We start from the raw sequence: 13,023 nt of genomic DNA, 5'->3' as shown, positions 1-13,023 counted from the left end.
CCCGTACCTCCGACGGTAGGTCGGCGGTGATCAGCAGGACAGAACGCGTCGCGAACGCGCCCCCTTCCGCCCCCTCGATTCACTCCGAGCGCCTGCCCGATGGGGTGAATCCGCAGGGCGCGGTGGATACAACTTGAGGTGGGGGAAGAGGGGGGTTCGCCGTGGAGCGGCGCGCGACGACGCGCACAGTTGTCCGCCGCTCCACGACGGAGACCCGGGAAGGGCCATACGAAGGCGAAGGCTCAGGCGAAGACGGCCAGGCTCTTGGCCTTGCCCTTCAGCTCCTCGGCCAGGACCAGGAAGCGGCCCTCCGGATCGAAGACGGCGACGGCGCCGACACCGGCGTACTCCCCCGGCATCTCGATCCGTACGCCGTTGAGCAGCAGCTTCGCCCGCCGCTCGTCCACGTCCCAGCGCGGGAACGCGGCGGTGGCCGCCTCGGCGACCGGCATCACCGTCAGCTCCTCCTGGAGCTGGTCGATGGTCCTGGCGGCGTCCAGCTTGTACGGCCCGACGCGGGTGCGCCGCAGCGCCGTCAGATGGCCGCCGACCCCGAGGTCCGCGCCGAGGTCGCGGGCGAGGGCGCGGATGTACGTCCCCGACGAGCAGACCACGGACACGACCAGGTCCAGGACGGGGGTGCCGTCGTCGGCGACGGCGTCCCTGACGTCGTACACGGTGAAGGCGGAGATCTTGACCGGCCGGGCGGGGATCTCGAAGTCCTCGCCCTCGCGGGCGCGCGCGTACGACCGCTTGCCGTCGATCTTGATCGCGCTGACCTTCGACGGCACCTGCATGATGTCGCCGGAGAGCTTGGCGATGCCCGCGTCGATGGCGTCCCGCTTGATCCCCGAGGCGTCGGCCGACGAGGTGATCTCGCCCTCGGCGTCGTCCGTGACCGTGTTCTGGCCGAGCCGGATCGTGCCGAGGTACTCCTTCTCCGTCAGCGCGAGGTGGCCGAGGAGTTTGGTCGCCCGCTCGACCCCGAGGACGAGAACGCCCGTCGCCATGGGGTCGAGGGTGCCCGCGTGGCCGACGCGGCGGGTCTTGGCGATCCCGCGCATCTTGGCGACCACGTCATGCGAAGTGAAGCCGGACGGCTTGTCGACGATGACAAGGCCGTCCGGCGTCTTGTTGCCGGTGTTGCTCATGCCGAGGCGTCGCCATCCGTCTCGTCGTCTTCGTCTTCCGGCTTGCGGTACGGGTCGGCACCGCCGGCGAACTCGGCGCCCGCGGACACCTCGCGCACCTTCTCGTCCGAGAGCCGGGCCCTGTCGAGGAGGTCCTCGATGGCCTTGGCGTTGTCCGGCAGCGCGTCCGCCATGAAGGTGAGGCTCGGGGTGAACTTCACGCCCGCGGCCGCGCCGACCGCGGAACGGAGGACGCCCTTGGCGCTCTCCAGACCGGCGGCGGCCGCCGCGCGGTCCTCGTCGTCCCCGTAGACCGTGTAGAAGACGGTCGCCTCCCGCAGGTCACCCGTGACGCGGGTGTCCGTGATGGTCACGTGCGTACCGAGCCGCGGGTCCTTGATCCCTCGCTGCAGCTTCTGGGCAACCACCTCTCGGATGAGGTCCGCCAGCCTTTTCGCCCGCGCGTTGTCGGCCACTGCTCCGTCTCCTTCTTCGCCTTGCTGTGCAATCAGTCTTCGTCGCCGTGGAGCCTGCGTCGAACGGAGAGCAGCTCCACCTCGGGACGGGCGGCGACCATGCGCTCGCACCGGTCCAGTACGTCGGTGAGGTGCCCCGTCTCCCCGGAGACCAGCGCCAGGCCGATCTCGGCCCTGCGATGGAGGTCCTGGTTCCCGGTCTCCGCCGCGCTCACCCCGTACTTGCGGATGAGTTCGGCGACGATCGGGCGGACGACGGAGCGTTTCTCCTTCAGCGAGTGAATGTCGCCGAGGAGCAGATCGAAGGACAGTGTCCCCACATACATGTATGTCCGGATGTCCCGCCGGTGCGGGTTCGTGCCCCGCCAACCACTTGGCAGGGACACAAGAACCGTACACGGAACGGCCGGGGCCGATCGACGGGATTTACCTCCCCTCGACCGGCCCCGACCCGAGCTGCGTTGATCAGCCGCGAGGCTTCTCGCGCATCTCGTACGTCGCGATGACGTCGTCGATCTTGATGTCGTTGAAGTTGCCGAGGTTGATACCGCCCTCGAACCCTTCGCGGATCTCGGTGACGTCGTCCTTGAAGCGGCGCAGACCGGAGATGTTGAGGCTCTCCGCGATGACCTTGCCGTCGCGGATGAGGCGCGCCTTGGTGTTGCGCTTGACCTCGCCCGACCGGACCAGGACACCGGCGATGTTGCCCAGCTTGGACGAGCGGAAGACCTCGCGGATCTCCGCCGTGCCGAGCTCGACCTCTTCGTACTCCGGCTTGAGCATGCCCTTGAGGGCCGCTTCGATCTCTTCGATCGCCTGGTAGATGACCGAGTAGTACCGGACGTCCACGCCTTCGCGCTCGGCCATCTGCGCGGCACGACCGGCCGCACGGACGTTGAAGCCGATCACGATCGCGTCGGAGCCGGTCGCCAGGTCGATGTCCGACTCGGTGACCGCACCCACGCCACGGTGCAGGACGCGGATGTCGACCTCTTCGCCGACGTCGAGCTGGAGCAGCGAGGACTCGAGAGCCTCCACCGAACCGGACGCGTCGCCCTTGATGATGAGGTTGAGTTCCTGCACCAGACCGGCCTTGAGGGCCTCGTCCAGGTTCTCCAGGGAGAACCGAACACCCTTGCGGGCGAAGCGGACGTTGCGCTCACGGGCGGCACGCTTCTCGGCGATCTGACGGGCCGTACGGTCCTCGTCGACGACCAGGAAGTTGTCGCCGGCACCCGGGACGTTGGTGAGACCGAGGACGAGGACCGGAGTCGAGGGACCCGCCTCTTCCACGTTCTCGCCCTTGTCGTCGAGCATCGCGCGGACTCGGCCATACGCGTCGCCGACCACCATCGTGTCACCGACGCGGAGGGTACCGCGCTGGACCAGGACGGTCGCGACGGCGCCGCGGCCCTTGTCCAGGTGGGACTCGATCGCAATACCCTGCGCGTCCTGCGCCGGGTTGGCGCGAAGGTCGAGCGAGGCGTCCGCGGTCAGGACCACGGCCTCCAGGAGGGCCTCGATGTTCTCGCCCTGCTTGGCGGAGATGTCGACGAACATCGTGTCGCCGCCGTACTCCTCTGCCACCAGACCGAACTCGGTGAGCTGACCGCGCACCTTGGTCGGGTCGGCACCCTCGACGTCGATCTTGTTGACCGCGACCACGATCGGCACGTCGGCCGCCTTGGCGTGGTTCAGCGCCTCGATCGTCTGCGGCATCACACCGTCGTTCGCCGCGACCACGAGGATCGCGATGTCGGTGGACTTCGCACCACGGGCACGCATGGCGGTGAACGCCTCGTGACCGGGGGTGTCGATGAAGGTGATCCGGCGGTCCTCGCCGTTGACCTCGGCGCCGACCTGGTACGCACCGATGTGCTGCGTGATGCCGCCGGCCTCGCCCGCGATGACGTTCGTCTTGCGGATGGCGTCGAGCAGTCGGGTCTTACCGTGGTCGACGTGACCCATGACGGTCACGACCGGCGGACGCGCGACGAGTGCTTCCTCGCCGCCCTCGTCCTCGCCGAACTCGATGTCGAAGGACTCGAGCAGCTCGCGGTCCTCCTCCTCCGGGCTGACGATCTCCAGGACGAAGTTCATCTCGTCCGCGAGGAGCTTCAGCGTCTCGTCCGGGACGGACTGCGTGGCAGTGACCATCTCGCCGAGGTTCATCATCACGCCGACGAGCGACGCCGGGTTGGCGTTGATCTTCTCGGCGAAGTCGGTCAGCGAGGCACCACGGGACAGGCGGACCGCCTGGCCGTTGCCCCTCGGCAGCATGACGCCGCCGACCGACGGAGCCTGCATCGACTCGTACTCCTGGCGCCTCTGCCGCTTCGACTTGCGACCACGACGGGCGGGCCCGCCGGGACGGCCGAACGCACCCTGCGTGCCACCACGGGCACCGGGACCGCCGGGACGGCCACCGAAGCCGGGACGACCGCCGCCGCCACCGGGGCGACCGGCGAAACCGCCGCCACCGCCACCGGGGCCGCCGGGACGACCGGCGAAGCCACCGCCGCCACCGCCACCGGGACGACCGGCGAAGCCGCCGCCGCCACCGGGACGACCGCCGCCGCCACCGGCACCGCCGGGACGACCGCCACCACCGGGACCACGGCCACCGCCGGGGCCACCACCGGGACGCGGGCCGGCAGCGGGACGCTGCGGCATCATGCCCGGGTTCGGACGGTTACCACCGGCACCGGGAGCGCCGCCGCCGGGACGCGGAGCGCCACCCTGCGGGCGGGGCATGCCGCCCGGGCTGGGGCGAGCGCCGCCCTGACCCTGCGGACGAGGAGCACCCTGGCCGCCGCCCTGGCCCTGCGGGCGCGGGGCGCCGCCGGGACCGCCGGGGCCACCCTGGCCGCCGGGACGCGGGGCGCCGCCCGGACGGGGCGCCTGCGGGCGCGCCATGCCGGTGGAGCCACCAGAGGTGAAGGGGTTGTTGCCGGGGCGCGGTCCTGCCGGACGGCCACCGGGGCGCGCTGCGCCACCCTGGCCGCCGGGACGCGGAGCGCCACCCTGACGGTCGCCGCGGTCGCCACGACCACCCTGGGCCTGACCCTGACCACCCTGACCGGGGGCCGGACGGCCCGCGGGCTTGGGGGCACCCGGGCGAGCGCCCGGACGGGGGCCTGCCGGCGCCGAAGAGGCGGCCGGAGCAGCCGGAGCGGCCGGCGGAGCGGTGAACTCCGGGGCGGCCGGAGCCGGGGTGACCGGTGCGGCGGGCGCAGCCGGGGCGGCCGGAGCCGCGGGCGCGGCCGGAGCTGCGGGCGCCGGCTTGGGCGTCGGCGGCTTCGGACCCGGACGCGGGCCGGGAGCGGCCGGAGAGGCCGCGGGCTTGTCGGCCGCGGCGGCGGGCTTGGCCGCCGGCGGCTTGGGCGCGGCCGGACCCGGACGGGCGGCCTGCGCGGGAGATGCGGACGCCGGACCCGAGGGGGCCGGCGGCTTGGGGGCGGCCTGCTTGCGCGGCGCGCCGGGCTTGGCGGCGGCCTTGCCGTTGCCACCACCCTGGTTCAATGCGTCAGTCAATTTGCGTACTACGGGCGCCTCGATCGTCGAGGACGCCGAACGTACGAATTCACCGAGTTCTTGGAGCTTGGCCATGACGACCTTGCTCTCTACGCCGAACTCCTTGGCGAGCTCGTATACCCGGACCTTAGCCACTTCGCTCCTTTTAGGTCCGGGTTACGCCGGACCGTCGCTACTTCATGGGCGTACTCATCGCGTGCTCATCGAGTGCTCATCGCAATCTCGACCTACTTCCAACTCGCGGAATACCAGGGCCGCGCGGGGTTCCGCGCGACCTTCCTTACGGTGTTGCCTGCTGGGCAACTGTCTCGACGACTCGGCGCAAGTCCGCCGTGTCGAGCGGGCCCGGGGCCCGGAAGGCCCTCGGGAACGCTCTGCGTCGGACCGCCAGGTCGAGACAGACCGGGACGGGGTGGATATACGCACCCCGGCCGGGCAGCGTACCGCTTGGATCGGGGGCGCAAGCGCCCTCTTTCGCCACGATGCGCAGCAGATCGCTCTTGGCCGCTCGCTCCCGGCACCCCACACAGGTGCGTTCAGGGCATGCGCGGGCTTGCGTCCGGCCAGACACGATTAAGTCTACCTCCCCGCACCGACCTCACCCCTTTGGGGCAATAATCGAACGGTTGTTGTCTTGATCAGGACTCCGGAGAGTCCTGGACCTGCTCGGTGTCCGGGCGGATGTCGATGCGCCAGCCGGTGAGCCGCGCGGCGAGGCGGGCGTTCTGGCCCTCCTTGCCGATCGCAAGGGACAGCTGGTAATCGGGCACCGTCACCCGCGCGGAACGGGCCGCGAGGTCGACGATCTCCACCTTGCTGACCCGCGCCGGGGAGAGCGCGTGGGCGACCATCTCGCCCGGGTCGTCCGACCAGTCGACGATGTCGATCTTCTCGCCGTTGAGCTCGGCCATGACGTTGCGCACACGCTGGCCCATCGGGCCGATGCAGGCGCCCTTGGCGTTGAGGCCGGAACGGGTCGAGCGCACCGCGATCTTGGTCCTGTGACCGGCCTCACGCGCGATGGCCGAGATCTCGACCGAACCGTCGGCGATCTCCGGCACCTCGAGCGCGAAGAGCTTCTTGACGAGGCTGGGGTGCGTACGGGAAAGCGTGACCGAGGGACCGCGGACACCCTTCGCCACCCGGACGACGTACGAACGAAGGCGCAGGCCGTGGGTGTACTCCTCGCCCGGCACCTGCTCCTGCACCGGCAGGATCGCCTCGAGCTTGCCGATGTCGACGAGCACGTTCTTCGGGTCGCGGCCCTGCTGGACTACGCCCGTGACGATGTCGCCCTCACGGCCCGCGTACTCCCCCAGGGTCGCGTCGTCCTGGGCGTCGCGCAGCCGCTGCAGGATGACCTGCTTGGCGGTCGTCGCCGCGATACGGCCGAAGTCGGACGGGGTGTCGTCGAACTCCTTGGCCTCCTGGCCCTCTTCGAGGTCCGCCGGGTCCTCCGTCGCCCACACCGTCACATGGCCGCTCTCGCGGTCAAGCTTCACGCGGGCGCGACGGAAACTGCCGTCGGTGCGGTGGTAGGCGATGAGGAGAGCGGACTCGATCGCCTCGACCAGCAGGTCGAAGGAGATCTCCTTCTCCCGGACCAGACCCCGCAGGGCACTCATGTCGATGTCCACGGCTACGCCTCCTCTTCCTTCTTGTCCTTGCGGCTGAACTCGACCTCGACGCGCGCCTTGGCGATCGCGTCGAAGGTGAGCCTGCGGGCGGTGGGCTTGCGCCCCTTCACGCCCGGTACTTCAAGATCCACGCCTTCGTCGTCCACCTCGAGGATGCGGGCGATCACGTCGTCGCCGCCCTCCGTCAGCTGGAACTTCACCAGGCGCCCGACGGCGCGCAGATAGTGGCGGTGCTCCGTCAGCGGGCGCTCGGCGCCCGGGGAGCCGACTTCGAGGGTGTACTCCCCCTCGCCCATCGCGTCGCTCTCGTCGAGCTTCTCGGAGATCTCGCGGCTGATCTCGGCGATCTGATCCAGGTCCACGCCGTCGTCGGAATCGACGACGACCCGCAGCACCCGCTTGCGTCCGACCGAGGCCACTTCGATCTCTTCGAGATCCAGATCCTTCGAGCTGACGAGCGGTTCCAGCAGTTCTCGCAGCCTCTCGCTCTGGGTGGTGCTCATCCGGGTGACTCCTCGGCCGCGTGTGCTGTTGTGGGATCGTCGCGTGTCAGCTCAAAGGGTATCCGGTCCGGAGGGGTGTTGCCGCCCGCCGTCCGCCCGCTCCGCGCCCGGCACCGAGCCGCTCACGCGTACGACGGCAGGCCGAAGGTACGGTGATCACCGGGCTCGCGCCCGGCTTCGCCCACCTTCTGACTGCCTGCCTTTCTGGCCTTCCTGCCGAGGACGTCTGCTGTGCCGTCGTATCCCACCCCCTCGCACGCCCGTTCGGGGCCGCGCCGGAGGAGTCTGCTGACCGGGGCCGCCGGAGCGGCCGGGGCCGTGCTGCTCTCGGGCTGCTCGGACTCCGACTCCACGGACGAGAGCCCTTCCGCCGCCGCGCGGCTGCGCGCGCATGCCGCCCGGGACAGCGGTGAGCTGCTCGGGCGGTACGACGCCGTCCTCGCCGCCCATCCCTCGCTGGCCGGACGGCTGGACCCGCTGCGGGCGGAGGTGAAGCGGCACGCGGCGGTCTTCGCGGAGGGGGCCGCTTCCCCGTCCCCTTCCGGCTCCCCCGCCAAGTCCGCCTCGCCCACGCCGAAGCCCGCCGTCCCCCAGGACGAGAAGGCCGCCGTGCGCGAGCTCGCCAAGGCCGAGCGGGAGCTGGCGAAGCGGCGCGGGGGCGCGCTCGTCGACGCGCCCGCGGAGCTGGCCAGGCTGCTCGCGTCGGTGGCGGCGGCGGGCGCCGCGCACGCGTATCTGCTGACGGAGGGCGACAAGTGAGCGATTCCAAGGACGAGTTGAGAGCGGTGCAGGCCGCGCTGGGCGCCGAGCACGCGGCCGTGTACGGCTTCGGGGTCGTCGGCGCCCGGATCGGCGAAGGCCGCAGGGCCGAGGCGCGCACGGCGTACGACGCGCACCGTGCCCGGCGCGACGAGCTGCAGCGCGCCGTGCGCGACCTGGGCGGCGAGCCCGAGCCGTCGGCGCCCGCCTACGCGCTGCCGTTCGCGGTGCCGGACTCCGCTGCGGCCGTGCGGCTCGCGACGGAGTTGGAGGAGCGGGTCGCGGGGGTCTACGCGGATCTCGTACGCGCGTCCACCGGCGCCCGGCGCGGCAGCGCCGCCGAGGCGCTGCGGGAGGCGGCGGTCCGGGCAGCGCGGTGGCGCGGCGGGAGCGTAGCCTTCCCTGGTCTCGCCGAGCGGGCCGCCGGGTCGGGCACCTCCGCACCGGCGACACCCAAGGCGTAGCCGGCCGTCACGACAGTGGCGCGGCCGGCAGTCGCGACCGTAGGGAAGGGAACACCTCGCGTATGGCTCTCGAACCGCCCCGGCGTCTCGTCACCGCACTCGGTGAGACGGCGCAGGACGGCGACGACTGGCTGGAGGGGCTGCCCGGCGCAGCCGAACAGGCCGTCGCTCTACGCGAGTTGACCGTCGAGCGGGTCCACGTGCCCGGCGGGCGCAGCGGCCTCGTCGTCCTGGTGCGCCTCGCCGACGGCACACCCGCCGTGCTGAAGCTGGTGCCGCCGCGCTCGCGGCCGCAGAGCGAACGGGCCGCGCTCGCGCACTGGGGCGGGCTCGGTGCCGTACGCCTTCTGGACCCCTCCGCCACGGACGGCGCCCTCCTCCTGGAGCGGCTGCACCGCGACGTGTCGGTGCGTTCGCTGCCCGAGGCCAAGGCCCTCCTGGAGGCGGCGGGCACGCTGCGCCGGCTGTGGGTGGAGCCGCCCACGGAGCACCGCTTCGAGACGGTCGCCGAGCGGACGGGGCGGCAGGCCGAGGCGATGCGGGCCTCCGCATCCGCCGACGGGGAGGTCGCGCCGCTGGTGGACGCCGCGCTCGCCGCGCGGGACGAGCTGCTCGCGGGGGACGCGGAGGTGCGGCTGCTGCACGGCACGTTCCGGCAGAGCAAGGTGCTTCAGGGGGATCGGCTGCCGTGGCTGGCCGTGGGGCCCGACCCGGTGGTCGGGGAGCCCGCGTTCGACCTGGCGCGGCTCGTACGCGACCGCGTCGAGGACCTGATCGCCTCCCCCTCGGGGTCTTCGATCACCCGCCGCCGCGTGAAGAAGCTGGCCGAGGCGCTGGACGTCGACCAGGAGCGGCTGCGGGGCTGGACGCTGTTCCGCGCGGTGGAGTCCGGGGTGCGGGCCCGCCGGGTGGGGCGGGAGCAGGACGCGGAGCTGTTGCTGGAGTTCGCCGGGTGGCTGTAGGGGCGGGTTCTCTTCCCCGGCCCCGCCGAGTTCGTCCTCAGGCGCCGGACGGGCTGAGGATCAGCCCGTCCGGCGCTTGAGCAGCACCTCACTCAGGCAGTCAGGCGCGCGATCGCCTCAGCCACGGTCAGCTCCTCGCGCTCGCCGGTACGGCGGTCCTTCAGCTCCACGACGCCCTCGGCCGAGCGACGGCCCGCGACCAGGATCTGCGGGACACCGATCAGCTCCGCGTCCGTGAACTTCACACCCGGCGAGACGCCCGCACGGTCGTCGACCAGGACCCGCACGCCCGCCGCGTTCAGCTGCTCGGAGACGTCCAGGGCCAGCTCCGTCTGGAGGGCCTTGCCCGCGGCCACCACGTGGACGTCGGCGGGGGCGATCTCCTTGGGCCAGCACAGGCCCTTGTCGTCCGCGGTCTGCTCGGCGAGCGCCGCCACCGCGCGCGAGACGCCGATGCCGTACGAACCCATCGTCACGCGGACCGGCTTGCCCTGCTGGCCCAGGACGTCGAGCTGGAAGGCGTCGGCGAACTTGCGGCCCAGCTGGAAGATGTGGCCGATCTCGATGGCGCGGTCGAGCTGCAGGCCGGTGCCGCACTTGGGGCAGGGGTCGCCCGCCTCGACGACCACGACGTCGAGGTAGTCGTCGACCTCGAAGTCACGGCCCGCGACGACGTTCTTGGCGTGCGTGTTGATCTTGTTCGCGCCGGTGATCCAGGCGGTGCCCGGAGCCACCCGCGGGTCGGCGATGTAGCGGACCTTCTCCAGGCCCTGCGGGCCGACGTATCCGCGTACGAGATCGTCGCGGCCCTCGAAGTCCTCGGCCGTCACGAGCTCCACGACGGCGGGCGCCAGGTGCTCGCCGAGCTTGCCGAGGTCGACCTCGCGGTCGCCGGGCACGCCCACGGCGACGATCTCGCCGTCGACCTTGACCAGGAGGTTCTTCAGGGTCGCCGAGGCCGGGACGCCGAGGTGGGCCGCGAGCGTCTCGATCGTCGGGGTGTCGGGGGTGTCCAGGTCCTCGACGGGGCCGTGCGCCGAGCCGTCCGCCTCGGTGGCGACGAAGGAGACGGCCTCCGTGTTGGCCGCGTAGTCGCACGCGGGGCAGTCCACGAAGGTGTCCTCGCCGGCCGGGGCGGGCGCCAGGAACTCCTCGGAGGCCGAGCCGCCCATCGCGCCGGAGACGGCGGAGACGATGCGGTGGTCGAGGCCGAGGCGCTCGAAGATCTTGATGTACGCGGCGCGGTGCAGGGCGTACGACTCGGCGAGGCCCTCGTCCGTGGTGTCGAAGGAGTACGAGTCCTTCATCTGGAACTCACGGCCGCGCAGCACACCGGCGCGGGGGCGGGCCTCGTCGCGGTACTTCGTCTGGATCTGGTAGAGGATCACCGGCAAGTCCTTGTAGGACGAGCACTGGTCCTTGACGATCTGGGTGAAGATCTCCTCGTGCGTGGGGCCGAGGAGGTAGTCCGCGCCCTTGCGGTCCTTGAGGCGGAAGAGCAGGTCGCCGTACTCGTCGTAGCGGCCCGTCGCGTCGTACGACTCCTTGGGCAGGAGCGCGGGCAGGAGGACTTCCTGGGCGCCGATGGCGTCCATCTCCTCGCGCACGACGTGGGTGATGTTCTCCAGGACCTTCTTGCCGAGGGGCAGCCAGGACCAGATGCCGGCGGCGGTGCGGCGGACGTATCCGGCCCGGACGAGCAGCTTGTGGTTGAGCGTCTCGGCGTCCGCCGGGTCGTCGCGCAGTGTCTTGATCATCAATCGGGACATGCGCTGGACCTGGGCCATGGTGAACTCCTGCGGGATGGGGGTCCCCCCTGCTCGAGCGGAGCCGAGAGCTTGGGGGAGAGTGATGTCAGGAGGTTAGCCGGGGGCCGGGCGCGTGCGGAAATCGGTCAGGCGTCGGGGCGCCTCAGCGGCAGGGGCGCGCCCATCACCGCGTACGGCTTCGGGGCGCTGGGGAACTGGACGTTGCGGGCCAGGTCGGCGTACCCGAGGGAGCGGTAGAGGCCGCGCGCGGGGCTCTCGATGTCGATGGCGGAGAGGATCGAGCGGGGCTGGCTGACGGCGTCCGTGATGGTGGTGATGAGGGTGCGGCCCACTCCGCGGTTCTGGTGGCCGGGCTGCACATGGAGTTCGGTGATCACGAAGGAGTCGTCGAGCCAGTCGTCCAGGCCGCCGGCGCGCAGATACGGCTCGACGACCGTGGACCACCAGTGGCCGCGGTCGTTGGGCATGCCGTAGACGAAGCCGACGAGCCGCCCCTCGGGGGTGGTGGCGCCGAGCGCGCGGGCGCCGGGGTAGGTGATGTGCCGCAGCACGATCTGCCGCCGCACGGACACCTCGTCGTCGCTGAGCCCGAAGGCGTGGGCCTGCACCCGCAGCGCTTCGTCCACGTGCGCGGCGAGGTCGAGCGGCCCGATCACGACGTCGTCAGTCATGCGGTCAGTCATGCGCCGAACTTTAACTCGCTGACGGCGATACGTGAGGAGTGCGGTGTGAGACGCGGGGGAGCTAGAACAGGACGCTCATGAACGCCCCGACCTCCTGGAACCCCACCCGCCGGTACGCCGACCTGGCCGCGGTGTTGAAGTCGTTGACGTAGAGGCTGACGACCGGGGCCACGTCCGCGAGGGCGTAGCGCAGGACGGCCGCCATGCCCGGCGCCGCGTAGCCCTGGCCGCGGTACTCGGGGGCGACCCAGACGCCCTGCACCTGGCAGGCCATCGCCGTGGCGGCGCCGATCTCGGCCTTGAAGACGACCTTGCCGTCGCGGTCGAGGCGCGCGAACGACCGTCCCGCGCCGACCAGTTCGGCGACCCGTGCCTGGTAGAGCAGGCCGCCGTCACCGGCGAGCGGCGAGATGCCGACCTCCTCGGTGAACATCGCCACGCACGCGGGCATGATCGTCTCCATCTCGTCCTTGCGGACGCGACGGACGTACGGATCAGGGGTGATGTCCGACGGCAGCCGGTCGGTGACCATCAGGGGCTGCTGCGAGCGGACCTCGCGGGCGGGGCCCCAGGACGGTTCGAGCAGCCGCCACAGCTGGGCGGTGGGCTCGGCCGGGCCGACGATGGAGGAGCAGCGGCGGCCCGCCCTGCGGGCGCGGTCCGCGAAGGCGCGTACGGCTCGGGGGGTCGCGCAGATGGGGACGAGATTGGCGCCCGCGTAGCAGAGGGACTCCAGCATGCCGTCCTGGTACCAGCCCCACATCTCGCCGCCCAGGCGCCACGGGTCGAGGCCCGCGACCCGGACCCGTGAGGTCACGAAGGCGTTGGCCACCGGCTCGCGGTCGAGCACTGCGAGCGCGGCGTCCAGGTCACTCGGTTCGAGGACCCTGGTGGTGGTCTGAGTCAACACGTGCGGGGGCCTCACCATACGGTCTGCTGATCTCCGCACTGTACCTGGCGGGGGCGCCTTGTGCCCTGGGGTGGCTTGGAGGGGGCTTTGTCTGCTCTCCCCCGCGGGTGGCGGGTGGGTCTTCTTCGCCGCTTCGCGGCGGGATTCCCGCCCGCCCGATTACCCCGGGTGCCCGGGTGGATGGCAAGTAGAGGTC

13 protein-coding genes are annotated in these 13,023 nt (G+C 71.5%); 3 read left to right on the top strand and 10 right to left on the bottom strand.

Annotated elements, in window-relative coordinates:
* Window positions 1-242: 242 nt before the first annotated feature.
* The 7 genes from truB to rimP form a co-directional block, all read right to left on the bottom strand.
* Window positions 243-1,151: a tRNA pseudouridine(55) synthase TruB gene (truB, locus tag ACZ6ZP_RS32205; protein ID WP_351165628.1), complete on the bottom strand. Its 909-nt coding sequence runs from the start codon at window positions 1,149-1,151 to the stop codon at window positions 243-245.
* Window positions 1,148-1,606 (bottom strand): 30S ribosome-binding factor RbfA, encoded by a 459-nt coding sequence (gene rbfA / locus ACZ6ZP_RS32200; RefSeq protein WP_351165625.1) that lies wholly within the window; start codon window positions 1,604-1,606, stop codon window positions 1,148-1,150. The genes truB and rbfA overlap by 4 nt, the downstream gene beginning before the upstream one ends.
* A 32-nt stretch (window positions 1,607-1,638) precedes the next feature.
* A complete protein-coding gene (locus ACZ6ZP_RS32195; RefSeq protein ID WP_351165622.1) occupies window positions 1,639-1,932 on the bottom strand; it encodes a DUF503 domain-containing protein in 294 nt (97 codons plus the stop codon).
* 139 nt (window positions 1,933-2,071) lie between these two features.
* Window positions 2,072-5,275: a translation initiation factor IF-2 gene (gene infB, locus ACZ6ZP_RS32190; RefSeq protein WP_351165621.1), complete on the bottom strand. Its 3,204-nt coding sequence runs from the start codon at window positions 5,273-5,275 to the stop codon at window positions 2,072-2,074.
* A gap of 145 nt (window positions 5,276-5,420) precedes the next feature.
* Window positions 5,421-5,711, bottom strand: a complete 291-nt coding sequence (locus ACZ6ZP_RS32185) for a YlxR family protein (protein ID WP_351165619.1) — start codon at window positions 5,709-5,711, stop codon at window positions 5,421-5,423.
* Window positions 5,712-5,778: 67 nt separating this feature from the next.
* Complete coding sequence (nusA, locus tag ACZ6ZP_RS32180; protein WP_351165616.1) at window positions 5,779-6,777, bottom strand: transcription termination factor NusA; 999 nt, start codon at window positions 6,775-6,777, stop codon at window positions 5,779-5,781.
* 2 nt (window positions 6,778-6,779) lie between these two features.
* On the bottom strand, window positions 6,780-7,280 hold the full coding sequence (gene rimP / locus ACZ6ZP_RS32175; protein WP_351165614.1) for a ribosome maturation factor RimP: 501 nt from the start codon (window positions 7,278-7,280) through the stop codon (window positions 6,780-6,782).
* Window positions 7,281-7,511: 231 nt separating this feature from the next.
* Between rimP and ACZ6ZP_RS32170 the strand changes: the two genes are divergently transcribed.
* From ACZ6ZP_RS32170 to ACZ6ZP_RS32160, 3 genes are all read left to right on the top strand, one after another.
* The gene (locus tag ACZ6ZP_RS32170; RefSeq protein WP_469409311.1) at window positions 7,512-8,039 is read left to right on the top strand and encodes a hypothetical protein; all 528 of its coding nucleotides are present in this window, start codon (window positions 7,512-7,514) and stop codon (window positions 8,037-8,039) included.
* The gene (locus tag ACZ6ZP_RS32165) at window positions 8,036-8,503 is read left to right on the top strand and encodes a ferritin-like domain-containing protein (RefSeq protein ID WP_351165609.1); all 468 of its coding nucleotides are present in this window, start codon (window positions 8,036-8,038) and stop codon (window positions 8,501-8,503) included. Before ACZ6ZP_RS32170 ends, ACZ6ZP_RS32165 begins: the two co-directional genes overlap by 4 nt.
* A 62-nt stretch (window positions 8,504-8,565) precedes the next feature.
* Window positions 8,566-9,465: an aminoglycoside phosphotransferase family protein gene (locus tag ACZ6ZP_RS32160; protein ID WP_351165607.1), complete on the top strand. Its 900-nt coding sequence runs from the start codon at window positions 8,566-8,568 to the stop codon at window positions 9,463-9,465.
* A gap of 92 nt (window positions 9,466-9,557) precedes the next feature.
* On the opposite strand, the gene ACZ6ZP_RS32155 is transcribed toward ACZ6ZP_RS32160, so the two are convergent.
* From ACZ6ZP_RS32155 to ACZ6ZP_RS32145, 3 genes are all read right to left on the bottom strand, one after another.
* Window positions 9,558-11,252 carry a proline--tRNA ligase gene (locus ACZ6ZP_RS32155; protein ID WP_351165604.1) on the bottom strand — a complete coding sequence of 565 codons (1,695 nt, stop codon included), beginning with the start codon at window positions 11,250-11,252 and terminating at the stop codon, window positions 9,558-9,560.
* A gap of 107 nt (window positions 11,253-11,359) precedes the next feature.
* A complete protein-coding gene (locus tag ACZ6ZP_RS32150) occupies window positions 11,360-11,917 on the bottom strand; it encodes a GNAT family N-acetyltransferase (protein ID WP_351165601.1) in 558 nt (185 codons plus the stop codon).
* A gap of 61 nt (window positions 11,918-11,978) precedes the next feature.
* Window positions 11,979-12,827, bottom strand: a complete 849-nt coding sequence (locus ACZ6ZP_RS32145) for a GNAT family N-acetyltransferase (RefSeq protein ID WP_351165598.1) — start codon at window positions 12,825-12,827, stop codon at window positions 11,979-11,981.
* Window positions 12,828-13,023 lie beyond the last annotated feature (196 nt).

This window comes from Streptomyces sp. NPDC054047 (assembly GCF_055585065.1).
The sequence above is the reverse complement of the archived record's forward strand: the minus strand, read 5'-3'. Positions and strand labels throughout refer to the sequence as shown.